Source organism: Pseudomonas sp. BIGb0176 (assembly GCF_024810175.1).
GTDB classification, from domain to species: domain Bacteria; phylum Pseudomonadota; class Gammaproteobacteria; order Pseudomonadales; family Pseudomonadaceae; genus Aquipseudomonas; species Aquipseudomonas protegens.
Genome location: NZ_JANUEC010000001.1, coordinates 2,300,087 through 2,322,453, shown reverse-complemented (window position 1 = coordinate 2,322,453; position 22,367 = coordinate 2,300,087). Strand labels below are relative to the sequence as shown.

The window sequence follows — 22,367 nt, the reverse complement described above, 5'->3', positions numbered from 1 at the left end:
GCCCCACAGAACAACAAGAGACCACCATCATGGCGAGAAAAATCAGTTACCAGCAGGCCATCAACGAAGCCCTGGCCCAGGAAATGCGGCGCGACCCCAGCGTGTTCATCATGGGTGAAGACGTGGCGGGCGGCGCCGGCGCCCCCGGCGACAACGACGCCTGGGGCGGCGTGCTCGGGGTGACCAAGGGCCTCTACCATCAATTCCCCGGGCGGGTGCTGGACACCCCGCTGTCGGAGATCGGCTACGTCGGCGCTGCGGTCGGCGCCGCCACCCGTGGCGTGCGCCCGGTGTGCGAGCTGATGTTCGTCGACTTCGCCGGCTGCTGCCTGGACCAGATCCTCAATCAGGCGGCGAAGTTTCGCTACATGTTCGGCGGCAAGGCCCAGACCCCGCTGGTGATCCGCACCATGGTCGGCGCCGGCCTGCGCGCCGCGGCCCAGCACTCGCAAATGCTCACCTCGCTGTGGACCCACATCCCCGGGCTGAAAGTGGTCTGCCCCTCGTCGCCCTACGACGCCAAGGGCCTGCTGATCCAGGCCATCCGCGACAACGACCCGGTGATCTTCTGCGAGCACAAGCTGCTCTACAGCCTGCAGGGCGAAGTGCCGGAGGAGTCCTACGCGATTCCCTTCGGCGAGGCCAACTTCCTGCGCGACGGCAAGGACGTGACCCTGGTGTCCTACGGGCGCACGGTGAATACCGCCCTGGACGCGGCCCGCAGCTTGGCCGGGCGCGGTATCGACTGCGAGGTGATCGACCTGCGCACCACCAGCCCGCTGGATGAAGACAGCATCCTGGAAAGCGTGGAGAAGACCGGGCGCCTGGTGGTGATCGACGAAGCCAACCCGCGCTGCTCCATGGCCACCGACATCTCGGCCCTGGTGGCGCAGAAAGCCTTCGCCTCCCTCAAGGCGCCGATCGAAATGGTCACCGCGCCCCACACCCCAGTGCCGTTCTCCGACGCCCTGGAAGACCTGTACATCCCCGACGCGGCGAAGATCGAGAAAGCCGTGCTCACCGTGATCGAGTGGAGCCGCTGATGAGCCAGATCCATACCCTGACCATGCCCAAGTGGGGCCTGTCGATGACCGAGGGCCGGGTCGATGCCTGGCTCAAGGAAGAAGGCCAGAGCATCAGCAAGGGCGATGAAGTGCTGGACGTGGAGACCGACAAGATCTCCAGCAGCGTCGAGGCGCCGTTCTCCGGCATCCTGCGTCGGCAGATCGCCCGCCAGGACGAGACCCTGGCGGTGGGCGCGCTGCTGGGCATCGTGGTCGAAGGCGAGGCCAGTGACGCCGAGATCGACGCGGTGATCGAGCAGTTCCAGGCCAGCTTCGTGCCCGGCGACAGCGCCGATGAAGACAGCGGCCCGGCCCCGCAGAAGGTCGAACTGGGCGGCCGCCTGATCCGCTATTTCGAGCGCGGTGAAGGCGGTACGCCGCTGCTGCTGGTGCACGGCTTTGGCGGCGACCTCAACAACTGGCTGTTCAACCACGAAGCCCTGGCCGCCGGGCGCCGGGTGATCGCCCTCGACCTGCCGGGCCACGGCGAATCGACCAAGGCCCTGCAACGGGGCGACCTGGATGAATTGAGCGAAGTGCTGCTGGCGCTGCTGGATCACCTGGAGATTCCCGTGGCCCATCTGGTGGGCCACTCCATGGGCGGCGCGGTGTCCCTCAACACCGCGCGGCTGGCGCCGGACCGCGTGCGTTCCCTGACCCTGATCGGCAGCGCCGGGCTGGGCCGCGAGATCAACGGCGACTACCTGCAAGGTTTTGTCGAGGCCAGCAACCGCAATGCGCTCAAGCCGCAGCTGGTGCAGTTGTTCTCCAACGCCGAGCTGGTGAACCGGCAGATGCTCGACGACATGCTCAAGTACAAGCGCCTGGAAGGGGTGCAAGCGGCCCTCGGGCAGTTGGCCGGCAACCTGTTTGCCGACGGCCGCCAGCAGGCCGACCTGCGCCCGGTGGTGCAGGACGGCCCGCAGCCGGTGCTGGTGATCTGGGGCAGCGACGACCGGATCATTCCGGTGAGCCACAGCGCCGATCTCAAGGCGCAGATCGAGGTGCTGCCGGGGCAGGGGCACATGCTGCAGATGGAAGCGGCGGAGCAGGTCAACCGCCTGATCCTCGACTTTATCCAGCAGCACTGAGGTGTTCTGCGGCGGCCAGGGGGCCGTCGCAGCTCTACAAGAATAAGGAGAAGCCAAGATGAGTGTTTCCCTCAAGCCTGTTCCCAGCATGCGTGCCGCGGTCTGGCACGGCCGCCACGATATCCGCGTCGAAGACGTACCGCTGCCCGACGCGCCGCCTGCCGGCTGGGTGCAGATCCGCGTCGATTGGTGCGGCATCTGCGGCTCCGACCTGCACGAATACGTGGCCGGGCCGGTGTTCATTCCGGTGGACGCACCGCACCCGCTGACCGGGATCAAGGGCCAGTGCATCCTCGGCCACGAGTTCTGCGGCGAAATCGTCGCCCTGGGCGAAGGGGTCCAGGGTTTCAGCGTTGGCCAGCCGGTGGCCGCCGACGCCTGCCAGCACTGCGGCACCTGCTACTACTGCACCCACGGCCTGTACAACATCTGCGAAAACCTGGCCTTTACCGGGCTGATGAACAACGGCGCCTTCGCCGAATTGGTCAACGTGCCGGCCAACCTGCTGTACGCCTTGCCGGCCAACTTTCCCGCCGAGGCCGGAGCGCTGATCGAGCCGCTGGCGGTGGGCATGCACGCGGTGAAAAAAGCCGGCAGTTTGTTGGGGCAGAACGTGGTGGTGGTCGGCGCCGGCACCATCGGCCTGTGCACCATCATGTGCGCCAAGGCCGCCGGCGCGGCCCAGGTGATCGCCCTGGAAATGTCCGGCGCGCGCAAGGCCAAGGCCCTGGAGGTGGGCGCGACCCACGTGCTCGACCCCAAGGAGTGCGACGCCCTGGCCGAGGTCAAGCGCCTGACCGGCGGGCTGGGGGCCGATGTCAGCTTTGAGTGCATAGGCAACAAGCACACCGCCAAGCTGGCCATCGACCTGATCCGCAAGGCCGGCAAGTGCGTGCTGGTGGGGATATTCGAAGAGCCCAGCGAGTTCAACTTCTTCGAGCTGGTGGCCACCGAGAAAACGGTGCTGGGGGCCCTGGCCTACAACGGTGAGTTCGCCGATGTGATCGCCTTTATCGCCGATGGCCGGCTGGATATTTCGCCCCTGGTGACCGGGCGCATCCAGCTGGAAGAGATTGTCGGCCAGGGCTTCGAGGAACTGGTCAACAACAAGGAGCACAACGTCAAGATCATCGTGTCCCCCGGTCAGTTGCGACGCTCGTAAACGAGCGATTTGGCGATGGCCGGCCGCGGCCATCGCACTTTTTTACAGTTTTGCGTTCTATCACCTGGCCTGGCCGCGCCGATCCCCGCCGCAGCCCGTGAATTCCGACCCGGTGCCGATGGCCTACGCTCCCTCTTCTTGCATGATGCAAACCCGCTTTCAGCGCCTGTTCCTGGTGGCGCTGCTGATGCTTGGCGCCACGGCCTGTACCCAACAGCAAGGGCGCGATTTTGCCAAACAGTTTCGTGAAGGCAAGCCTGACGAATTCTTCCAGACCAGCGTCGATCGCATGGCCACCATCGGCATGCGCGACAACCTGCAGAGCCTGTACCTGCTGATGGGCAAGCTCTACCTGCGCAACCCCAGCCAGTGGCGCAAGTCGGGTTTCCCCGATGGCACCACGGCCCAGCGCGAGATCCGCAATGCCATCGAAAAGCGCCAGCCGCTGCCGGCCCTGGGGGATCGTCGCGACCTGGCGGCCCTGAGCTATTCCCTGAGCCCGGAGTTCCAGGGCGATCGGGTGGGGGCGTTCATCTATGCCATTGGCAGCATGCTGGTGACCGCCCATGGCGGGCGCACCGAGTTCTACATGACCGATACCATCGACCCGCAGTTCATCAGCAACGCCGCGCGCAATATCGAGAAGGCCACCTGGCTGCTGAGCCAGCGCCAGGATGCCAATGGGGTGCTGTTGCTGTTCTCCAACGAGATTTCCGAGGAGGGCAGCAACCTGAGTTTTGCCGTGGAGTTCGGCAAGATCGTCGCGCGCCTGGATTTGCTGACGCAGATTCTGGATGAGCGCTATCGGCGGGTGGGGTTCAATTACGCGCAGAGCCTGCTGCTGATGAATTTCTTGCCGGTGCAGTAGGAGCTGGCTTGCCAGCGAAGGTGCCCGTCCAGACGCTGCAAGGCCCAAGGGCCTTTTCGCCGGCAAGCCGGCTCCTACAGGGAACTGCACGGACTATCTGCCTGCTGTAGGAGCTGGCTTGCCAGCGAAGGCGCCCGTCCAGACGCTGCATGTCTCGCGGGCCTTTTCGCCGGCAAGCCGGCTCCTACGGGGAACTGCACGGACTATCTGCCTGCTGTAGGAGCTGGCTTGCCAGCGAAGGCGCCCGTCCAGGCGCTGCATGTCTCGCGGGCCTCTTCGCCGGCAAGCCGGCTCCTACGCGGCGCTTTTGCCCCGCGCAAAAAACGGTCGCATTTCAGGTCATGCCGAGTTTCTTGCGGGCCATCACCAGGGCTACGACGCTCAACGCCGCCGCCAGCATCAGGTAGAAACTCGGTGCCAGTTGTGAGCCGGTCAGGGCAATCAATCCGGTAGCAATCACCGGTGCAAAACCGCCGAAGATCGTGACCCCCAGGTTGTAGCTCAGGGACATGCCGGTGACCCGGGTGCGCACCGGGAAGATGTCCGCCATCAGCGACGGCAGCGGGGCGAAGTACACCGCCTTGATCAGGGCCATCAGCGCCACCACCAGCAGCAGCGAACTGGCACTGGGGCGGCTGTTGAGCCAGAAGAACGCCGGCAGGATCGCCACGGCATAGACCACCGCCGCTGCCAGCATGATTTTCAGGCGACCGATATGGCCGGACAGGTAGCCGACGATGGGCGTGATGATGGTCAGGATCAGGCCGCCGGTAAGGGTCGCCAAAAAGCCCGAGGACTGGGCGATGTTCAGGCGGGTGGCGGCGTAGGACGGCATGTACTGGATCATGTAGTTCGAGGCGGTCGACACCACCAGGGTGCCCATGGCGATCAGCAACAGGGTCTTCTGGGTCACCAGCACTTCGCGCAAAGGGCGTTCCCCCGGTTCGCTGGCCTTGAAGTCCGGCGACTCGTCCACCGTACGGCGGATGTACAGGCCCACCGGGCCCAGCAGCAGGCCGAAGAAGAACGGCACGCGCCAGCCCCAGTCGAGCATTTGCTGGGCATCGAGGTGCTTGGTCAGGAAGTAGCCGAAGGTCGAGGCGATGACCACGCCAAAGCCCTGGCTGGCGAATTGCAGGCTGGCGACAAAGTGCCGGGTGCGCGGCGGCGCGTGTTCCAGCATGAAGGCGGTGGAGGTGCCGAACTCGCCGCCGGCGGAGAAGCCTTGCAGCAGTCGGGCCAGGAGGATGCCGATCGGCGCGGCGAGGCCCAGGGTGGCGTAGCTGGGCATGATGGCGATCAGCAGGGTGCCCGTCAGCATGATCAGGATCGACAGGGTCAGGGCTTTCTTGCGGCCCCGGCGGTCGGCGTAGGAGCCCAGTACCGCCGCGCCCAGGGGGCGGATCAGGAACGAGATGCCGAAGGTGGCGAAGGCCAGCAGCAGGGAGAAGGTCGGGTCCGCGGTGGGAAAGAACACCTGGCTGATGGTCAGGGCGAAGTAGGCGTAGATCGACAGGTCGAACCACTCCAGGGTGTTGCCGATCAGGGCGGCGCCTATGGGTTTCCACAGGGCCTTGGGTTCGACCCGGGTCGCGGTCGAGGTGGTGGCTAACGCTGTCATACAGGACGCTCCTGCTTATTGTTGGATTTTGAGCGACAGGTGCCCGGCCAGGGCCGGGCGGGGTAAGCGATGGCCTCAGGTCCGGGGCAGGTCCCCCAGGTCCCAAAACAGGGCCGTCATGATCTCCAGGCCTTCACGAATCACCGGCAGCAGCAGGTGTTCGTCCGGGGCGTGCTGCGAGCAGCCGGGGTAGGAGTGGGGAATCCACAGGGTCGGCAGCCCCAGCACGTCGGCGAAGATGTCGTTGGGCAGGGTGCCCGCCAGGTTCGGCAACAGCGCCAGGCGCTGCGCACTGCTACCTGCAATCGAGGTCTTGGCGAACCTGACCCAGGGGTGGTCCGGGTCCAGGCGGGTGGCCGGGGAGCAGCGCTCCATGACGATCTCCACCTGGCTGAAACCTTCGAGGTCCAGGTGCGCCCGCAGCAGGCTTTCCAGCTGCTGCCAGGGCGTGCCGAGGACAAAGCGCAATTGGCAGAAGGCCACGGCCCGGGGCGGAATCGCGTTCACCGGCTTTTGCGGGTTGCCTGTGCTGAAGGCGAGGATTTCCAGGGTGTTCCAGGCGAACAGGCGCTCGCCCAGGGTCAGCCCCGGTTCGCCCCAGTGTTCGTCCAGAGGGCGGCCCAGGGACTCGCGCTGGATCTCCAGGTCGGCGATGGCGGCGCGCACGTTGTCGGGAATGTTCGCCGGCAGCAGTTCGCGGCAGCGGATGCGGCCGTTCTGGTCCACCAGGCTGGCCAGGGCGTTGGCCAGTACCACGCCGGGGTTGCTCATCACCCCGCCCCAGTTGCCCGAGTGCAGGCCCTTGTCCCGGGTGTTGACCTCCAGGCGGAACTGCGCCGAGCCGCGGGAGCCGAGGAACAGCGTCGGCCGGGCCTGATTCAGCCGTGGGCCGTCGGAGGCGATGAACACATCGGCCCGCAACAGTTCGCGCTGCTCCTGGCACAGCTGGCGCAGCCCCGGGGAACCGGCTTCCTCACCCATCTCGAACAGCAGCTTGAGGTTGAAGCCCAGGCGCCCGTCGCGGGCCTTTAGCACTTGCTCCAGGGCGGTCAGGTTGATGCTGTGCTGGCCCTTGTTGTCGGCGGTGCCACGGCCGTACCAGCGTTCGCCCTCCAGGGTCAGTTGCCAGGGATTCAGGCCCGCGCGCCACTGCTCGGCGTAACCCGGCACCACATCGCCGTGGCCGTAGCTGAGCACCGTGTGCAGGGCCGGGTCTTCCAGGCGCGTGGCAATCAGGAACGGCCCACCGGCCTCGGGGTTGGCCAACATGTGGCAGTCGAAGCCCAGGCGCTGCAGCAGCGGCTGGATTTCCTCCAGCAGGTAGCGCGGCAGTTCATCGGCATGGGCCGGGTCCTGGCTGTCACTGCGAAACGCCACCCGGCGTCGCAGGTCCTGTTCAAAATGGCCGGCGTCCAGGTACTGGCGAACGCCGGCGAGGGCAGCTTGCTTGGTCATTGCAACTCCGGTCGGGCAAGGGGAACGGGCCCATGGTGGAGTTGGCAAAGGCATCTGTATATTGCTGTTTTTTGAAGGCATGATTCTAAAAATTGGATGCCTGGCAAGGGGATGCAGATGGACTATCGGTATTTTCTGGCGGTGATCGATGCTGGCTCCCTGGCCGCGGCGGGGGAGCGTTTGCACATCGCCCCCAGCGCGGTGAGCCGGCAGATCGCCCTGCTGGAAGAGAGCGTTGGCGTGGCGCTGTTCGAGCGGCGCCCGCGGGGCATGCAACTCACCGCCGCTGGCGAAGCCCTGGCCGAACACGCCCGGCGCACCTGGCTGGAACAGGAGAACATCCTCGCCGAACTGCGGGGCGAGGGTTACCCGGGGGCCAAGGTGATCCGCCTGGTATCCACCGAGGGCCTGTCGCGGTATTTCCTGCCCCGGGTGCTGCTGGAGCATTACCGCCTGCGGCCCGGAGCCGAGTACCGCCTGGACGTGATCTCGCCCCACGAGTGCGTGCAGCGCATTCGCCGGGGCGAGGCGGACGTGGGGCTGACCTTCAGCACCGAGCCGGTGGAGGGGGTGAATGTGTGCTATTCGATCCGCTCGCCGATTCGCGCCCTGATGCGTGCGGGGCATCCACTGGCCAACGCTGGGGTGCTGTCGTTGGAGCAGGTACAGGCATTTCCCGTGGCCTTGACGCCCAAGGGCACCACCCAGCGGCAACTGCTGGACCTGGTGTGCCAGATGGATGGCCTGAGCTTTGAACAGGTGATGACTTGCAACTTCTCCGGGGCCCTGCATGAGTTTGTGCGCCAGTCGGATACGGTGGCCTTTGCCAGCGCCATCAGTGGTGAAGGGCAGGGGATGGATGGGCTGGTGTCGGTGCCGCTGTCCAACCCGCGCTTGGGCGATCGGGACATTCAGGTGCTGACCATGCCCAAACGGGTGCTGCCGGAAAGTCTGGCGTTTTTTATCGAGACCTTGATTGTGCGGTTGCAGAAAGAGGGCTGAGCGATGCGGCTGACTGTGGAGCAGGCTGTTTGCGCCGCTCGTGGTTAACGGCGGGTGCCGATCAACCTCTTCTATACGGCTATCGACCAAGCCTTGGCTGTGGCTCCGATGCAAAAAACTACCTGTGAATGGAGGCATTCAATCGTTGAAAACGCTGAAAAAATTTACCGTGCATGGCACCGCTGTGGGCAGCGACAGGAGCGTTCAACTGGATGAGATCTCGATACTCGCCGAGCCGGACACACTCAGGGTGCTGGGTGAGTTCCTGATCAAGGCTTCAGCCGACATGGCGGCCAATGGCCTGGAGCATGTGCACCTGCAAGACGTGATCGAGCACTTCTCGCACCAAGAGCATGTGGATGTGATTGCCCTCAACCGGGCTGTGATCAAGCCTGCCTGAGGCAGCGCCGTGCCCGGCCCGGCTACATGTTGCGAATCCTCTCGTCGGCCCTGAGCTCGAACTCAAAGCCAATGCCCACATCATTCAGGGTTTCGGTGACGCGGGCCATGAAGTACTCGGCCTGCGCGGGCAATTCATACAAGCCAATGACCCGGATGATCGGGTACTTGCCATAGGCGCCGGGGATCTCGGTGTAGATCTCGCCACTTTCGATGAAGGCGATGTAGCTGTTGATTTTCTCTTGCAGCACGAGCAAGTGCTCGCCTTGTTCCGCCTTGTCGCCCCATTCGAGGTGGTCGGTCATCACCAGTAGCAGGTCGTTGGGAGCCTCCTTGGAGATCCCCCAGAAATCGATGACTTTGGGATTGGTGACGGACATGGCTGATCCTTCAGGCGGCGGGGGCGGGGATTGTATTACGTGCCCCGGGGTTAGTGGCGGTGCTGTTGCGCGTGCAGCATGGATGGGCATGCAGCGCACGATGCAGGAACTGTTCTAGTGACCGGGCCGGGCCCTGATGGCGAGAACCGCCCCGGCGATTTTCCAACAACCGTTGCGTAATGGATAGTTGGCCATAGGATGTGCGCGTTCCCGATGATGATCGGGCCCTATCGTCGCGATCCTTTACTCAGTTTCAAGGTTGCTGCATGAATCCGGATGACTTCAAGAAATTCAATATCGGCTCCATTGTTCGGGCCACTCAAAGCTCTGCTGCGCTCAAACACCAGCTCGGATTCCTGATCAAGGTTCTGGAGGAACTGGATATCCAGTTCTCCGACTGCGAGCAGGATCCTCTGCGCCTGGCGAAAGCCTATGTTGCCGGGGAAATTCCTGCTGAGCGCTGCAAGGCGCAGGCTGCACTCTGGTGGGCAAAAATCGATGAGCAAGGGGCAATACGAGGGTTCAAGGACCGGGAGGTATTGAAGGCACGACTGGCCATTTGTCTGCTGTCGAATGATGAGGACGATATTTCCGTGTTGGGAGATAACCTCTCGTGGTTTCTTGAGGTGTTGGGTTTCTTGAATGTGGAACCGATGAAGCCAATTGAAATGATGAGAGAGTATTTCGAGTTCAAATAGAAGTTCATTCGCGCCCGGCTCGCTCTCGGTGCCCTGGCCGGCAGCCTGACGACAGCCAAGCCCCCATGCGTTTTGCTGGCTCCCCCCGTCACGCGGGCGGAGTGCTCGACGCGTTTTCCATGAGCAGCATGTGGATTTCATTGCGCTTGATCGGGCGCTGATCCTGCCTGCACAAGGTGTTCCTGCGCGCGGCTCAATCGGCGAGCGCGCAGGGGGCGAGCTACAGGCTGGAAGCCTCTTGGTTCACTTTCAGCTCGAAATCGAAGCCGATGCTCCGTTCATGGAGGATCTCGGTAATGCGTTTGAAAAACCAATCGACTTGCTCGGGCAGTTCGTGCAAACCCAGTACCCGGATAATCAGGTGCTTGCCGCAGGCATCGGGAATTTCGCTGTAGATCTCTTCACTTTCGATGAAGGTGATGTAGGTGTTGATCTTCTCTTGCAGCAGGAGCAGGTGTTCGCTGTGTGCCGCTTCGTCACCCCATTCGAGGGGGTCGACCATGATCAACAGCAGGCTGTCGGGCGCCGATTTGGGGATGGCCCAGATATCGATGACTTTTGGATTGGTGATGGACATTGCTGATCCTTCAGAACGTGGGGGCGGCGGCATTATAGTCCGTAGCGATGGGTTTCTTCAGTGGGCAATCGGTGGTCGCGGTTCCGGCCCGTGGGCGAGGCCAGGGTGGGCTTGCCCCGTTCAGGCGCAACCTGATCGAGCGGCGGCGTGCTCTTTTCAATAGCGGTCTGATCGACGGTAGTGACAAAACGCCATCATCTGCTATGGCTTGTTAGGCCCCCCGTGGATAGATGCGGGGCTCCAGGTGCCATTGCCCAGAAAAATCGAGACGGCGCGGGCCGCGTTATTCGACTTAACTGATGCTCACGCGCCAAGGGGGACATGGGCGCAGGAGGACCGAGTGGGGCCTGCGTCCCGACAGGCCTGGATTGACCCGAGTGAGTATCGACGTTGCCGTGCCGGGTGGGCCGCTAACCTGGTCGTCGGCTTGTTTGCAGCTCTCTGACACTCAGTCGATAGCGTGGAATGACAGCAGGGAAGTACCGACCATTCTATTAGAGAGATAAAAAATGAACGTCAGGACAATGAATCTTGCTCCAAGGTCTGCCGCCTTTTTCTCGCTCATTGTCCTGGTGGTGTTCGCCCTGGGCATTGTCGCCGTGCTGCAAATGGGCAAGCTGCGAGACGCGGAGCAGGATGTCGAGACCAACTGGATGACCAGCATCCGCGAGATCGGCAAGATGAAGACCAGCGTCTTGCGCCTGCGTCTGGAAAGCATCCGCATCACCGTGACCACCGACGAACAGCAGCGCCAGACCCGCATCGCCTCGTTGAGCGGTTATCGATCCAACCTGCAGAACACCATCAACCAGTACGAACCGCTGATCACCGGGCCGGCGGAGCGTGAGCTGTACCAGGCTGTAGCGACCGATGTGCAGGCCTACTTCAAGCTGGTGGACGAGCTGGAGCCGCTGCTGCGCAGTGGCGACAACGCCGCGGCCATCACCCTGATCAACACCCGCATCAGCCCCATGACCAACGCCATGCAGGAGAAGATGGACAAACTCTCGGACTTCAACGACGAGGGCGCCAGGCAGGCGGGGATCACTGCTGCGTCGGTTTACAGCAGTGGCCTGACGCTGGTGCTGGTGTTGATGGGGGTGACGGTGGTGCTCACCGTGGTGTTGGCGGCGGTGCTGACCCGCAGCATCACCGCGCCCATCAGCGACGCCCTGGCCGTGGCCGAACGTATTGCCGGCAGCGACCTGTCCCGGGAGATCGGCGTCAGTGGCCGCGATGAAGCCGGCCGCCTGCTGGCCGCCCTGGCGCAGATGCAGACCAACCTGCGGGAAACCATCGCCCACATCGCCGATTCCTCCACCCAACTGGCCTCGGCCTCGGAAGAAATGACCGCGGTGACCGAAGACGCCAGCCGCGGGCTGGTGCGTCAGAACGACGAAGTCAGCCAGGCGGCCACCGCAGTGACCGAAATGAGCGCCGCGGTGGACGAGGTGGCCCGCAACGCCGAAGCCGCCGCCCAGTCGTCCCGCGAGTCCATGGAGTTCACCCGCTCCGGCATCGAGAACGTGGCCCAGACCCTCAAGGCCATCGAAGGCCTGGCCGGCAACGTCGCCACCACTGGCGAGCAGGTCAAAGCGCTGTCCAGCCGCGCCCAGGACATCAGCAAAGTGGTGGAAGTGATTCGCGCCATTGCCGAACAGACCAACCTGCTGGCCCTCAACGCCGCCATCGAAGCGGCGCGGGCCGGCGAGCAGGGCCGCGGCTTTGCGGTGGTGGCCGATGAAGTGCGGGCCCTGGCCCACCGCACCCAGCAGTCGACCCAGGAAATCGAACAGATGATCACCGCGATCCAGGCCGACTCGACCCACGCGGTGAGCGCCATGAACGTCAGCGCCGAGATGGCCAGCAGCTCGATCTCCGTGGCGCAGAACGCCGACCTGTCCCTCAAGCAGATCGCCCAGGCGATTACCCAGATCAACGAACGCAACCTGCTGATTGCCACCGCCTCGGAAGAACAGGCCCAGGTGGCGCGCGAGGCGGACCAGAACCTGACCAGCATTCGCGAGCTGTCGATCCAGAGCTCGGCGGGGGCCAGCCAGACGGCCAGCGCCTGCGGGGAGATGGCCAATCTGGCGATCGAGTTGAACCGGCTGGTGGCGCGGTTCAAGGTTTGAGCGCGGTTTTTTGCCCTACGGTGGTCTGGTTCCTCCGTAGGAGCTAGCTTGCCAGCGAAGCTCGCCAACGATGATGCGCAATCAGCGAATCAATGCGGCGTCGGCGAGTGTTTTGCAAGCCAGCGTGTGCCTGCCCAAACCCATTCTTGAAATCCGGGTTCACAGGCTTTTGTCGGCGCAGGCGCAGGCTGCAAATAGGCTGTTGCGCCCCTCATATTGAACGCTGGTTAACCCGGGCCATCAATTGCTCGGCGCTTTCCTTGCGCTCGGAATAACGGTCCACCAGAAACGCCTGCCGGTCGCGCAGCAGCACGGTGAACTTCACCAGCTCTTCCATCACATCCACCACCCGGTCGTAGAACGGCGAAGGCTTCATCCGCCCGGCGTCGTCGAACTCCATGTAGGCCTTGGGCACCGAGGATTGGTTGGGGATGGTGAACATGCGCATCCAGCGCCCGAGCACGCGCAACTGGTTGACCACGTTGAACGACTGGGAGCCGCCGCAGACCTGCATCACTGCCAGGGTTTTGCCCTGGGTCGGACGCACCGCGCCGAGCTCCAGCGGAACCCAGTCGATCTGCGCCTTGAACACTGCCGACATCGCTCCGTGGCGCTCTGGCGAACACCAGACCTGGCCTTCCGACCACAGCACCAGCTCCCGCAGTTCCTGGACCTTGGGATGGTCCGCCGGGGCATCGTCGGGCAAGGGCAAGCCGGAGGGGTTGAAGATCCGCGTCTGGGCACCGAAATGCTCCAGCAGGCGCGCCGCCTCTTCGACCAGCAGCCGGCTGAAGGAGCGCTCGCGGGTGGAACCGTAGAGCAACAGGATGCGCGGCTTGTGCTCGTCTGGCGTCGAAGTGGGTGCGCCATCGAACAGGCGCAAATCCAGGTTGGGCAGGTGCTCGGACATGGGTCCTCCTTAAAGCGTGCCGATGCGATCGAGCTCGGTCTTGAGCTGATCGCGGCTGAGGTGGTTGAAGGGCAGTGCGAAGAAGGCTGCGCAGCGCTGTTCGATCTGCGCCAGGGTGGCGCGGAACGCGGCGTCGATCGCTGCCTCTTCACCGCGCACATCGGACGGGTCCGCCAGCCCCCAATGGGCCTTGAGCGCCGGACCGAAATACACCGGGCAGCTTTCACCGGCCGCCTTGTCGCAGACGGTGATGACAATATCCGGCGGGTTGTCGGCGAAGGCGTCATTGCCCTTGCTGTACAGGCCGTCGGTGGCGATGCCGGCCTGCTGCAAGGTCGACAGGCTACGTGGCAGCACCTGGCCCTTGGGGAAGCTACCGGCGCTGACCGCCGCAAACCCCTCGGGCGCCAGATGGTTGAACAGGGCTTCGCAAAGAATGCTGCGGCAACTGTTGGCCGTGCACATGAACAGGACTCGCATGGGGGGCTCCTGCCGCTTTGGGCGGCTGTCAGAGGCTCAGGCGCAGGGCCAGGGCCGAAAGGGTGACCAGCAGAACCGGAAGGGTCAGCAGCACGCCGACCTTGAAGTAATACCCCCAGGTGATGCGCAGGCCCTTGCGCTCCAGCACGTGCAGCCAGAGCAACGTGGCGAGGCTGCCGATGGGGGTGATTTTCGGGCCCAGGTCGCAGCCGATGACGTTGGCGTAGATCATCGCCTCGCGCACCAGCCCCTGTGCCTCGCTGGCCTGTATCGACAGCGCGCCGATCAGCACGCTGGGCATGTTGTTCATCACCGAGGACAGCAGCGCCGACAACAGGCCCGTGCCCAGGGTGGCGCTCCACAGCCCCTGTTCGGCCAGGCGGTTCAGCACCTGGGCCAGCAGGTCCGTCAAGCCGGCATTCTTCAGGCCGTACACCACCAGGTACATGCCCAGCGAGAACACCACGATCTGCCACGGCGCCTCGCGCAGCACCCGGCGCGTGGAGATCCGGTGGCCCTTGGCGGCGACGGTAAACAACAGCGCGGCACAGGCCGCCGCCACGGCGCTGATGGGAATACCCAGGGGCTCCAGGGCGAACAGCCCGACCAGCAGCATCAGCAGGGTCCAGCCCCCGACCCTGAAGGTGGCCCGGTCACGGATCGCCGTGCAAGGTTGCGGCAGCGCATCCAGGGCGTAGCGGTGCGGCAGGTCCTTGCGGAAATAGAGGAACAGCACCAGCAAGGTCATGGCGACACTGGCCAGGCTCACCGGCAGCATCACCGCCGCGTACTCGGCGAACCCCAGTCGGAAGTAGTCGGCGGACACGATATTCACCAGGTTGGACACCACCAGCGGCAGGCTCGCGGTGTCGGCAATGAAGCCCGCGGCCATGACGAAGGCCAGCGTCGCCCCGGGGCTGAAACGCAGCGCCAGCAGCATCGACATGACGATGGGCGTGAGGATCAGCGCTGCGCCGTCATTGGCGAACAGCGCCGACACCGCCGCCCCCAGCAGCACGCAGAAGGCGAACAGCCGATGGCCGCTGCCCTTGGCCCAGCGCGCCACATGCAGGGCGGCCCATTCGAAGAACCCGGCCTCGTCCAGCAGCAGACTGATGATGATCACCGCGATGAAAGTCGCGGTGGCGTTCCAGACAATGGCCCACACCGTGGGAATGTCCTGCAGCGATACCGCGCCCACCGCCAGTGCGATCATTGCGCCGAGCGTGGCGCTCCAACCGACGCCGAGGCCCTTGGGCTGCCAGATGACGAGAATCAGGGTGAAGAGAAAAACAGCCACAGCGACAAACATGCAGGTTCACTCGATAGGGGTCAGCAGCAGGCGGCTTCGCGAACGGGGCGGCCATCCATGTTCTGCAGGCGCGCGGCGTTGTCCTTGAGCCAAGCGGCGTTGGCCTTGGCCGTCACCTGCAGAATCTCCCGGACCCAGCCCGGCAACTCGGGGTTGAGGCGGTAATACACCCATTGGCCCTGGCGGCGGTCGAGCAGCAAGCCACTGCTGCGCAGTTGCGCCAGGTGGCGGCTGATTTTTGGCTGGCTGTCGTCGAGTGCACACATCAGCTCGCAGACACACAGCTCACCCTGATCGGCGATCAGCAGGGTGGCGCGCACACGGGTTTCGTCGGCCAGGCTTTTGAAGACTTCGGGAGGCGTGATCATGCTCGCTCCTTGTATATGGAAAATCGAATATACGAATATCCATATGTATTGAGCAAGCCAAAATTTTTCGAGGCGCAGGTCTGCGGTGAGGAGCGGCCAGAGGCGCGTGGCTTTTCATGGACGTTGCACGGCCGCCCATTGCACTATTGCGCCGGCCTTTCAGCCACTCATCACCCTCCCGTCGAAGACAGAGCCCTCTACGACCCCCTGCCAAGGAAGTCATCAGACCCATGACCGTCAGCGAACTGCTTGCCGCCATTCGTAAACCCTATGTCGAAACCCTGGCGCGTATCGCCGCAGAAGGGGCGGCGCATGTCGAGCCCGCTTACCGCAACAGCGATGGTTCGCTGGCGGTTGAAGGGGCCATGGCCACGCCTTGCCGGGTGGATGTGATTGCGGCCGAGGGCGCTTCGACTGGCGAGCCGGTGCAGGTCGATTCCGAAACCGAGCTGGGCTTTGAGCCTGTGCGCTTTGCGATCGAGCAGATGGCGGTGGTGATCTCGCCCTTTGGCTGGGACTGGTTGCCCCTGGAGGTGCGGGGCTTGAGCCTGGAACAGGCCTCTGAGGTTATTCGCACCTGGTTCTTTGAGTGGTTCGATGGCGAAGATGAAAACCTGCCAACCGAAGAAGGGCTGCAAGGGGTGCTGCACTTTGTGTCGGACCCGGAGGCCACGGAGGAGGGGTACAGGCTCAAGATTGACCTCGGCTCGGCGCCCGAAGAAGCGCTGGAAGCACTGCTGTTTGCATTGGCCGATGCCGGCGCCAGCGGAGCTTTTCTCGCATAGAGCAGGAGAGGCCCCCGAGCCGACCTGATATCGCTTCCCCTGTAGGAGCTGGCTTGCCAGCGAAGCTCGCCAACGATGACGCGCAGCCACCTTCTTACCGCGTGCACCTGGGGGCGGGTTGGCCACGGCTCAATGCCTGCCTTCGACCCTCCTGTCCGCAGGGGCAGGAAGATCAACAGCCAACACCGCCAACGATAGTCTCGCTCTCAGAGCTTCATGCCCACCGCCAGTCGGTTGAAGGCATTCATCAAGGACACGGCCAAGGTCAGGTCGGAAATTTCAACGTCGCTAAAGTGCGCTTTCAGCGGTTCGTACAGCTCGTCCGGCGCGCCCTTGTCGTGGACGTAGGTGAGGGTTTCGGTCCAGGCCAGCGCGGCGCGCTCGCGTTCGCTGAACAGTTCGCTGACGCGCCAGCCGGCCAGGCAATCCAGCTTGTCTTGCGCCACCCCACACTCGCGCAGGGTCTGTGAGTGCTTGCCCAGGCAGAACGAGCAGCCGTTGATCTGCGACACGCGCAAAAACACCAGTTCCACCAGGGGCAAGCCCAGGGGGCTGGCGACCAGCGCGGTGTTGGTGGCGAGCAGGCCTTGATAGGCGGCTGGCGACAGGGTGGCAAAGGGCAGTCTGAGTTGGCTCATGGTGAAACTCCGATAGGGAAAAAAGTGATCAGGCACAAACGAGAGGGTTGAACAGGGGCTGCAAGGACAGTGCGCTGCGGGCCTCGTCGAGGGTTGCACGCACGGCCTCGTCACCGAACACCAACCCTTGCAGATAAGTGAACTGCAGGTCGAACAGGCCGAGGGTGTTCAGCACCTGGCGCAGGTAAGGCGTCAGAAAATCCGGTTGGCGTGCCCGTTCGCCCTGGTGAAAGCCGCCGGAACTGACCAGTACATGCACCGGGCGGTCCTTGAGCAGGCCGACCTTGCCCTCCGGGCCGGAGCTGAAGGTGCGGTGAATGCGCAGCACGTAGTCGATCCACAGCTTGAGCGCGGCCGGCAGGGTGAAGTTGTGCATGGGCGTGGCAATGAGCAGGGCATCGCTGCGCTCCAACTCGCCGATCAGCCCTTCGGACACCTCGAACAGTGGCGCGTCGAAGGGCGTGGGGGTGGTCAGGGCGTGGGCGTAGTCCATGCCCAGGGGTGGCAACGGATTGGCCCCCAGATCGCGCTCGACCAGTTCGAGGTGCGGATAGCGTTGGCGCAGGGAACTCACCAGTTCCAGTGCCAACTGGTTGCCATGGGAAACCTGCCCACGGGGGCTGGCGTTGATCAGTAGAAGGTTGTTCATGCCGGCTCCCCACCTTGAAGTCGCTGAGTGAAATGCATGCCACGGGCCAGCAACCCCTGACGGAAATAGAAACGCTGGGCCAGGGGCATATGCAGGCCGGTATCCAGCACCAGGTGATCGCATTGACGCTGCACGGCCTCCTCCCGCACGGCGCTCAACAGCCGCGCACCCAAGCCGCTGCGCTGAAGGTCGGGGCTCACGACCAGGTCATCGACGTAGATGAAGCGCCCGTAGAGCAGGTTTTCCAGCTCGCGGTAACCCGCCAGGCCGACGATGCGCTCAGCGTCCCACACGGCGAGCAAGCGGTAGCCCTGCTCGGTTTGCCGGGCTACTTGGGCGACATAGGCCGCCGGGCTGGTGAGGTGGGGGCGCAAGACACGCATCAAGTCGAAACTGGCCGCCAGGGCCGCTTCGCTTTCGAGGTGTTGAAGGGTGTAGGGCATGTCCGTCATCCGCTGAAAAGAGATGAGCCACTTTAGAAGGTCAATGGCTTAAGCTATAGGGCCAAAAAATGCATAAATGACTAGGCCATGATCCTTCCTTTCGAATTGGACCGCAGCCAGACGGCGCCGATCTATCGCCAGCTTTACCAGCGGTTTCGCGAGTCTATCGCCGATGGCCGCCTGCGTCCTGGAGACCGAGTGCCGGCGGTTCGCGCCTTGGCGGCGGAACTCAACCTGGCGCGGGGCACCGTGGAAGCGGCCTACCAGCTGCTGATAGGCGAGGGCTACCTGACTGCTCGCGGGGCCGCCGGGACCATTGTCACGCCGCAACTGGCACCGGTTTCGGCGCCCACGCAGCGCGCCCCAGTGGCCCCCACGACCTACCAGGCCACCCATGCCGGCACCTCGCCCCTGGCCCTGCAAATGGGCCTGCCAGCGCTGGATGCCTTTCCGCGCAAGCTCTGGACCCGCCTGGCGGGCCGGCAACTGCGCCAGGCGGGCGTCGAAGGCCTGGTCTACCCGGACGCGCGCGGCTACGCCCCGTTGCGTGCGGCCATTGCCTCCTACCTGGGGATTTCCCGGGGCATCAGCTGCCACCCGGAGCAGATTTTCGTCTGCGCCGGCTACCGCGCCTGCCTCGACTTGATCAGCCACACGCTGATGGGCCCGGGCGCCACTTGCTGGCTGGAAGAGCCCGGCTACTTCATGGCCAGGAACGCGCTGCTGGAAGCCGGCGCGCAACTGGTGCCGGTGCCCGTGGACGATCAGGGTCTGGACGTCGCCCAAGGCATCGCCCGCGCCCCGGAGGCCGGCTTTGCCGTGGTCACCCCGACCCACCAGAGCCCCCTGGGGGTGTCGCTGTCCCTGCCGCGGCGCCTGGCCCTGCTGGACTGGGCCAACCGTCAAGGCAGCTGGATCATCGAGGACGACTACGACAGCGAATACCGCTACCAGGGCAAGCCCTTGCCGGCCCTCAAGAGCCTCGACCAGCAAGGCCGCGTGCTCTACACCGGCACCTTCAGCAAAGTCCTGTTTCCAGGCCTGCGCCTGGCCTACCTAGTGGTGCCCGCCGAACAGACCCCAGCGTTCGCCCGCCAGGCGGATCGTTTGCACAACCATTGCCCGCACCTGCTGCAGGCGACGGTCGCGGCCTTTCTCAACGAGGGGCACTTTGCCCGGCACCTGAACAAAATGCGTGGCCTGTATGCGCGTCGGCGGCAATGGCTGGTGGAGGCGTTGCACCAGGCGTTGGGTGGGCGTTTGCAGATAGACCCGCAGGCGGGGGGCATGCATGTGGTGGCTGGGCTGGGGGAGGGGGACGATGTGCAGATTGCCCGGCGGGCTCGGGAGGTGGGGGTTGCGGTGGAGCCGTTGTCGCAGTGGTATCTGGGGGAAGGAGGTAGGCAGGGGTTGGTGATGGGGTTCACCAATGTGGTCAGTGCCGAGCAGGCGGCGAGTGTGGCGCTGCGGTTGGCTCGGGCCATTGGCTGAAAAGGGGGGCTACGGCCGCTGAGGCTGGAGTCTTTCCTGTGGCAGCCCCCGCCATTTGGCAGGCCACAACCCCTGTGGCGAAGGCTGAAGGGCCAGACCAAAACCTGTAGCCGCTGTCGAGCGCAGCGAGGCTGCGCACGAGGACGCAGTCCTCGCCAAACCTGCCGATGCTTTTCACCTGGCTGCATACGGTTCTGCGTACATATCCGTTGCTGCGGTCACGGCTGCTTAGGGTTCCGCTCTTACAGCGGGTCACTTTTGAACAGCGCAAAAGTAAGCAGTTTCCTGATGGCCCTGACCGTCGAAACCTGTAGCCGCTGTCGAGCGCAGCGAGGCTGCGCACGAGGACGCAGTCCTCGCCAAACCTGCTGATGCTTTTCACCTGGTTGCATGCGGTTCTGCGTACATATCCGTTGCTGCGGTCACGGCTGCTTAGGGTTTCGCTCTTACAGCGACTCACTTTGGAAAAGCCCCAAAGTAAGCAAAGGGCTCCTGCCCCCGCATCCGGCGCCTCGCCTAGGCTCGGCGTTCCCTCACTCCGGCATTGCTCCGGGGGCACGCCGCCACAGGCCATCCATGGCCTGATGGCGGCTAGCTCGGCATCCATGCCGAGCTGCCCCCTGCGCAATGCCTGCGTTCGGCCTTCTGGAGGGGGCAGGAAGATCAAGAGCAGGATCAAAAGCCAAAGCAAGATCAAAGGCCGGGGCAAAACCGAGCGCGTTTTACGCGCTTGTTGAGTTCAATGGCGTTCAAGGCTCTTGCGCTGTTCGCCACTGAATCACCTCCAGCACCGCGCAGCCCTCCCGGGTGAGCAGATGCACCCCTCGGGTGACCCGCGTCAGGTCGCAGTCGGCAATGTCTTTCAGGTTGAGCGTGGACAGAGTGTCCATCAGATCCCGCACCACGGTGAAACGATGGGCCGCACTGCTGGCCAGATCGCTCAGGGAGGCTTGGGTGTCGAGGTAGAAAACGGCTTGGTTGGCGTCGTGAGTGTCGACGGCGGTAAAGCGCGAAAGTGGCTGGTCAATCATCGGTACAGCTCCTGTTTATGGAGCAATCACCAAGGTTGCCGACGACGAAGAAAATGACCGCTGTGCGCGCCTATGACCACCGGAGAATCACCGCGCACAGCCGTCATAACATCCTGTCGCGGGCACCGGAAAGGCGACTGCAAAGGTGTTGTGGACGCTGATGCTGCGTTGTAATTCGACCGGCCAAGGTCGTCGCGGATTTTGCTGCGAGGGGGGACTATAGGGGCGGTGTTTGGAGGCGGCAACCGTGCATTGGGTGAGATGTTTGAGCGGTTATGTCTTAACAATTAGCGACTGCTGAATCAGGTGAGTTGCCCCTGACCTTGTGGACAGACTTGAAAGGCAGCTTTCGGCCAGAAGCGGACGAAAAACTATTTCCGCTCCCCATTGATTTAGTCGTCCTGATCGCGGTCACGACACCACCGGAGGAAGCCACTAAAGGTAGTTGCGATAGGTGCTAATTCGCCCTTTAGAAGAAGGTCGAACTGACCGAACTCTACATCAAACACAGCTTGGGATGAGCGATTGTAGAGCACGATGCCTTGCCCCACTACTCCGGTAAGAGCCAGATAACCAACTGGCACTCCAAGCTCGTTGATCGCGTAGGTAGTCATCTCCTCAACCTGATCTATTTCGATCAACTCATACCATCCCCGAACAGGCATTGCGCCGTGACGAAAATAAAGATCGGCTAGCTCAGTACCCTCGATTTCCAACGTGGTGACGTAAAACGAGACGTCAGCTTGGTGAGCTAGCAAATGTGCTCTATAGCCAGAGGAAGAGTTAGATTGGAGCCATTCTTCGATGTCGGAGGGGAGCATATGTTGAGGGCCAGGAGCGAAGTTTGTTCGGCAGACTACTAGAGTATTTTTACCGTGCAAAGCTCTAGGTAAGCGCTGTCCGCTCCTGGCCGATAGCAGTCTTTCACTAAGTGCAGCAATAAATACCTCTACTCAAGCTAAACAGGCGCCGCACAATACGCGGCGCCTATCCACTCAATGCACAATCTGCGCAAGAAACGCCTTAGCCCTCTCACTCTTCGGCGCCCCAAAAAACTCCTCCGGCGGCGCATCTTCAACGATGCGCCCACCATCGAGAAACAACACCCGCTCCGCCACCTGCCGCGCAAACCCCATCTCATGAGTCACACAAAGCATGGTCATGCCGCTGCCAGCGAGCTTCACCATCACATCCAGCACCTCACTCACCATCTCCGGGTCCAGCGCCGAAGTCGGTTCATCAAACAACATAATCTTCGGCTCCATGCACAACGCCCGGGCAATCGCCACACGCTGTTGCTGCCCACCCGAAAGCTGGCTCGGGTACTTATCCGCCTGATTCTCAATCCCCACCTTGGCCAGAAACCCTCGCGCCAACTCTTCAGCCTTTTTCCGCGACAACCCGCGCACGGTCATCGGCGCCAGGGTGCAGTTGTCCAGCACGCTCATGTGCGGGAACAGGTTGAAGTGCTGGAACACCATGCCCACTTGGCTGCGGACCTGGGCGGCTTCGCGGGTGTTTTGCGAGAGGTCGGTGCGGTCCACCAGGATGCGGCCTTTTTCGGCGATTTCCAGGCGGTTGATGCAGCGAATCAGGGTGGATTTGCCGGAGCCGGAAGGCCCGCAGAGGACGATGCGTTCGCCCTGGCGCACCTTGAGGTCGATGTCGTGCAGGACGTGAAAGGCGCCGTAGAACTTGTTCAGCCCGGCAATATCGATCACCACTTCACGCGGGTCGGCAATGGGCTGGATGGGCGCTTTGGAGGCGGCGGGAAGCGGGGCGGTCTGGGTCTGCATGGCGGTTCTCCG

General features: G+C 63.3%; 24 protein-coding genes and 1 pseudogene. 11 read left to right on the top strand and 14 right to left on the bottom strand.

The window, feature by feature from the left end; translation table 11 throughout:
* Positions 1-29: 29 nt before the first annotated feature.
* The 4 genes from M2395_RS10140 to M2395_RS10125 all read left to right on the top strand — a co-directional run bounded on the left by M2395_RS10140 (position 30) and on the right by M2395_RS10125 (position 4,185).
* Positions 30-1,043, top strand: coding sequence for an alpha-ketoacid dehydrogenase subunit beta (locus tag M2395_RS10140; protein ID WP_011060471.1), 1,014 nt, complete (start codon positions 30-32; stop codon positions 1,041-1,043).
* The gene (locus M2395_RS10135) at positions 1,043-2,155 is read left to right on the top strand and encodes an acetoin dehydrogenase dihydrolipoyllysine-residue acetyltransferase subunit (protein WP_077933760.1); all 1,113 of its coding nucleotides are present in this window, start codon (positions 1,043-1,045) and stop codon (positions 2,153-2,155) included. Before M2395_RS10140 ends, M2395_RS10135 begins: the two co-directional genes overlap by 1 nt.
* Before the next feature lie 88 nt (positions 2,156-2,243).
* Positions 2,244-3,317 carry a 2,3-butanediol dehydrogenase gene (locus M2395_RS10130; protein ID WP_011060473.1) on the top strand — a complete coding sequence of 358 codons (1,074 nt, stop codon included), beginning with the start codon at positions 2,244-2,246 and terminating at the stop codon, positions 3,315-3,317.
* Between the two features lie 142 nt (positions 3,318-3,459).
* Entirely contained in the window at positions 3,460-4,185 is a 726-nt protein-coding gene (locus tag M2395_RS10125) for a hypothetical protein (RefSeq protein WP_026020167.1), read from the top strand.
* 334 nt (positions 4,186-4,519) lie between these two features.
* Here the strand turns inward: M2395_RS10125 and M2395_RS10120 are convergent, their stop codons facing one another.
* Positions 4,520-5,806 (bottom strand): MFS transporter, encoded by a 1,287-nt coding sequence (locus M2395_RS10120; protein ID WP_123430361.1) that lies wholly within the window; start codon positions 5,804-5,806, stop codon positions 4,520-4,522.
* Positions 5,807-5,881: 75 nt separating this feature from the next.
* Positions 5,882-7,261 (bottom strand): M20 family metallopeptidase, encoded by a 1,380-nt coding sequence (locus M2395_RS10115; protein WP_123430362.1) that lies wholly within the window; start codon positions 7,259-7,261, stop codon positions 5,882-5,884.
* 117 nt (positions 7,262-7,378) lie between these two features.
* Here M2395_RS10115 and M2395_RS10110 point away from each other — a divergent pair, with 117 nt between their 5' ends.
* Positions 7,379-8,263, top strand: a complete 885-nt coding sequence (locus M2395_RS10110) for a LysR family transcriptional regulator (protein ID WP_077933763.1) — start codon at positions 7,379-7,381, stop codon at positions 8,261-8,263.
* Positions 8,264-8,408: 145 nt separating this feature from the next.
* Entirely contained in the window at positions 8,409-8,663 is a 255-nt protein-coding gene (locus M2395_RS10105) for a hypothetical protein (RefSeq protein ID WP_077933764.1), read from the top strand.
* A 22-nt stretch (positions 8,664-8,685) separates the two neighbouring features.
* On the opposite strand, the gene M2395_RS10100 is transcribed toward M2395_RS10105, so the two are convergent.
* On the bottom strand, positions 8,686-9,042 hold the full coding sequence (locus M2395_RS10100; RefSeq protein WP_015634966.1) for a DUF6572 domain-containing protein: 357 nt from the start codon (positions 9,040-9,042) through the stop codon (positions 8,686-8,688).
* A gap of 266 nt (positions 9,043-9,308) precedes the next feature.
* Between M2395_RS10100 and M2395_RS10095 the strand changes: the two genes are divergently transcribed.
* A complete protein-coding gene (locus M2395_RS10095) occupies positions 9,309-9,740 on the top strand; it encodes a hypothetical protein (RefSeq protein ID WP_041752106.1) in 432 nt (143 codons plus the stop codon).
* A 220-nt stretch (positions 9,741-9,960) separates the two neighbouring features.
* Here the strand turns inward: M2395_RS10095 and M2395_RS10090 are convergent, their stop codons facing one another.
* Entirely contained in the window at positions 9,961-10,317 is a 357-nt protein-coding gene (locus M2395_RS10090) for a DUF6572 domain-containing protein (protein ID WP_233447058.1), read from the bottom strand.
* Positions 10,318-10,826: 509 nt separating this feature from the next.
* Here M2395_RS10090 and M2395_RS31795 point away from each other — a divergent pair.
* A pseudogene (locus M2395_RS31795) lies at positions 10,827-11,597 on the top strand (MCP four helix bundle domain-containing protein); the annotation flags it as partial.
* Positions 11,589-12,452: a methyl-accepting chemotaxis protein gene (locus M2395_RS31790; protein ID WP_373940430.1), complete on the top strand. Its 864-nt coding sequence runs from the start codon at positions 11,589-11,591 to the stop codon at positions 12,450-12,452. The pseudogene M2395_RS31795 and the gene M2395_RS31790, both read left to right, overlap by 9 nt.
* Positions 12,453-12,663: 211 nt before the next feature.
* Here the strand turns inward: M2395_RS31790 and arsH are convergent, their stop codons facing one another.
* Genes arsH through M2395_RS10065 form a run of 4 tightly spaced genes read right to left on the bottom strand, consistent with a single transcriptional unit; the run spans position 12,664 to position 15,522 of the window.
* The gene (arsH, locus tag M2395_RS10080; RefSeq protein ID WP_041117166.1) at positions 12,664-13,362 is read right to left on the bottom strand and encodes an arsenical resistance protein ArsH; all 699 of its coding nucleotides are present in this window, start codon (positions 13,360-13,362) and stop codon (positions 12,664-12,666) included.
* Positions 13,363-13,371: 9 nt separating this feature from the next.
* Positions 13,372-13,842, bottom strand: coding sequence for an arsenate reductase ArsC (locus M2395_RS10075; protein ID WP_123430365.1), 471 nt, complete (start codon positions 13,840-13,842; stop codon positions 13,372-13,374).
* A 28-nt stretch (positions 13,843-13,870) separates the two neighbouring features.
* Positions 13,871-15,154, bottom strand: coding sequence for an arsenic transporter (locus tag M2395_RS10070; protein ID WP_123430366.1), 1,284 nt, complete (start codon positions 15,152-15,154; stop codon positions 13,871-13,873).
* Positions 15,155-15,174: 20 nt separating this feature from the next.
* On the bottom strand, positions 15,175-15,522 hold the full coding sequence (locus M2395_RS10065; protein ID WP_077933774.1) for a metalloregulator ArsR/SmtB family transcription factor: 348 nt from the start codon (positions 15,520-15,522) through the stop codon (positions 15,175-15,177).
* A gap of 230 nt (positions 15,523-15,752) precedes the next feature.
* On the opposite strand from M2395_RS10065, the gene M2395_RS10060 reads away from it, so the two are divergent.
* Positions 15,753-16,307, top strand: a complete 555-nt coding sequence (locus tag M2395_RS10060; protein ID WP_123430367.1) for a hypothetical protein — start codon at positions 15,753-15,755, stop codon at positions 16,305-16,307.
* Between the two features lie 206 nt (positions 16,308-16,513).
* On the opposite strand, the gene M2395_RS10055 is transcribed toward M2395_RS10060, so the two are convergent.
* Genes M2395_RS10055 through M2395_RS10045 form a run of 3 tightly spaced genes read right to left on the bottom strand, consistent with a single transcriptional unit; the run spans position 16,514 to position 18,037 of the window.
* The gene (locus tag M2395_RS10055; protein WP_011060488.1) at positions 16,514-16,945 is read right to left on the bottom strand and encodes a carboxymuconolactone decarboxylase family protein; all 432 of its coding nucleotides are present in this window, start codon (positions 16,943-16,945) and stop codon (positions 16,514-16,516) included.
* Positions 16,946-16,973: 28 nt separating this feature from the next.
* Positions 16,974-17,594 carry an FMN-dependent NADH-azoreductase gene (locus M2395_RS10050; RefSeq protein WP_103408227.1) on the bottom strand — a complete coding sequence of 207 codons (621 nt, stop codon included), beginning with the start codon at positions 17,592-17,594 and terminating at the stop codon, positions 16,974-16,976.
* Positions 17,591-18,037: a GNAT family N-acetyltransferase gene (locus M2395_RS10045; RefSeq protein ID WP_123430368.1), complete on the bottom strand. Its 447-nt coding sequence runs from the start codon at positions 18,035-18,037 to the stop codon at positions 17,591-17,593. The genes M2395_RS10050 and M2395_RS10045 overlap by 4 nt, the downstream gene beginning before the upstream one ends.
* An 87-nt stretch (positions 18,038-18,124) precedes the next feature.
* On the opposite strand from M2395_RS10045, the gene M2395_RS10040 reads away from it, so the two are divergent.
* A complete protein-coding gene (locus tag M2395_RS10040; RefSeq protein WP_123430369.1) occupies positions 18,125-19,528 on the top strand; it encodes a PLP-dependent aminotransferase family protein in 1,404 nt (467 codons plus the stop codon).
* 749 nt (positions 19,529-20,277) lie between these two features.
* On the opposite strand, the gene M2395_RS10035 is transcribed toward M2395_RS10040, so the two are convergent.
* From M2395_RS10035 to M2395_RS10025, 3 genes are all read right to left on the bottom strand, one after another.
* Positions 20,278-20,559, bottom strand: coding sequence for a hypothetical protein (locus tag M2395_RS10035; RefSeq protein ID WP_102861821.1), 282 nt, complete (start codon positions 20,557-20,559; stop codon positions 20,278-20,280).
* 392 nt (positions 20,560-20,951) lie between these two features.
* Positions 20,952-21,380, bottom strand: a complete 429-nt coding sequence (locus tag M2395_RS10030; protein ID WP_141323293.1) for a hypothetical protein — start codon at positions 21,378-21,380, stop codon at positions 20,952-20,954.
* A 174-nt stretch (positions 21,381-21,554) separates the two neighbouring features.
* Positions 21,555-22,355 (bottom strand): amino acid ABC transporter ATP-binding protein, encoded by an 801-nt coding sequence (locus M2395_RS10025; protein ID WP_077933781.1) that lies wholly within the window; start codon positions 22,353-22,355, stop codon positions 21,555-21,557.
* Positions 22,356-22,367 lie beyond the last annotated feature (12 nt).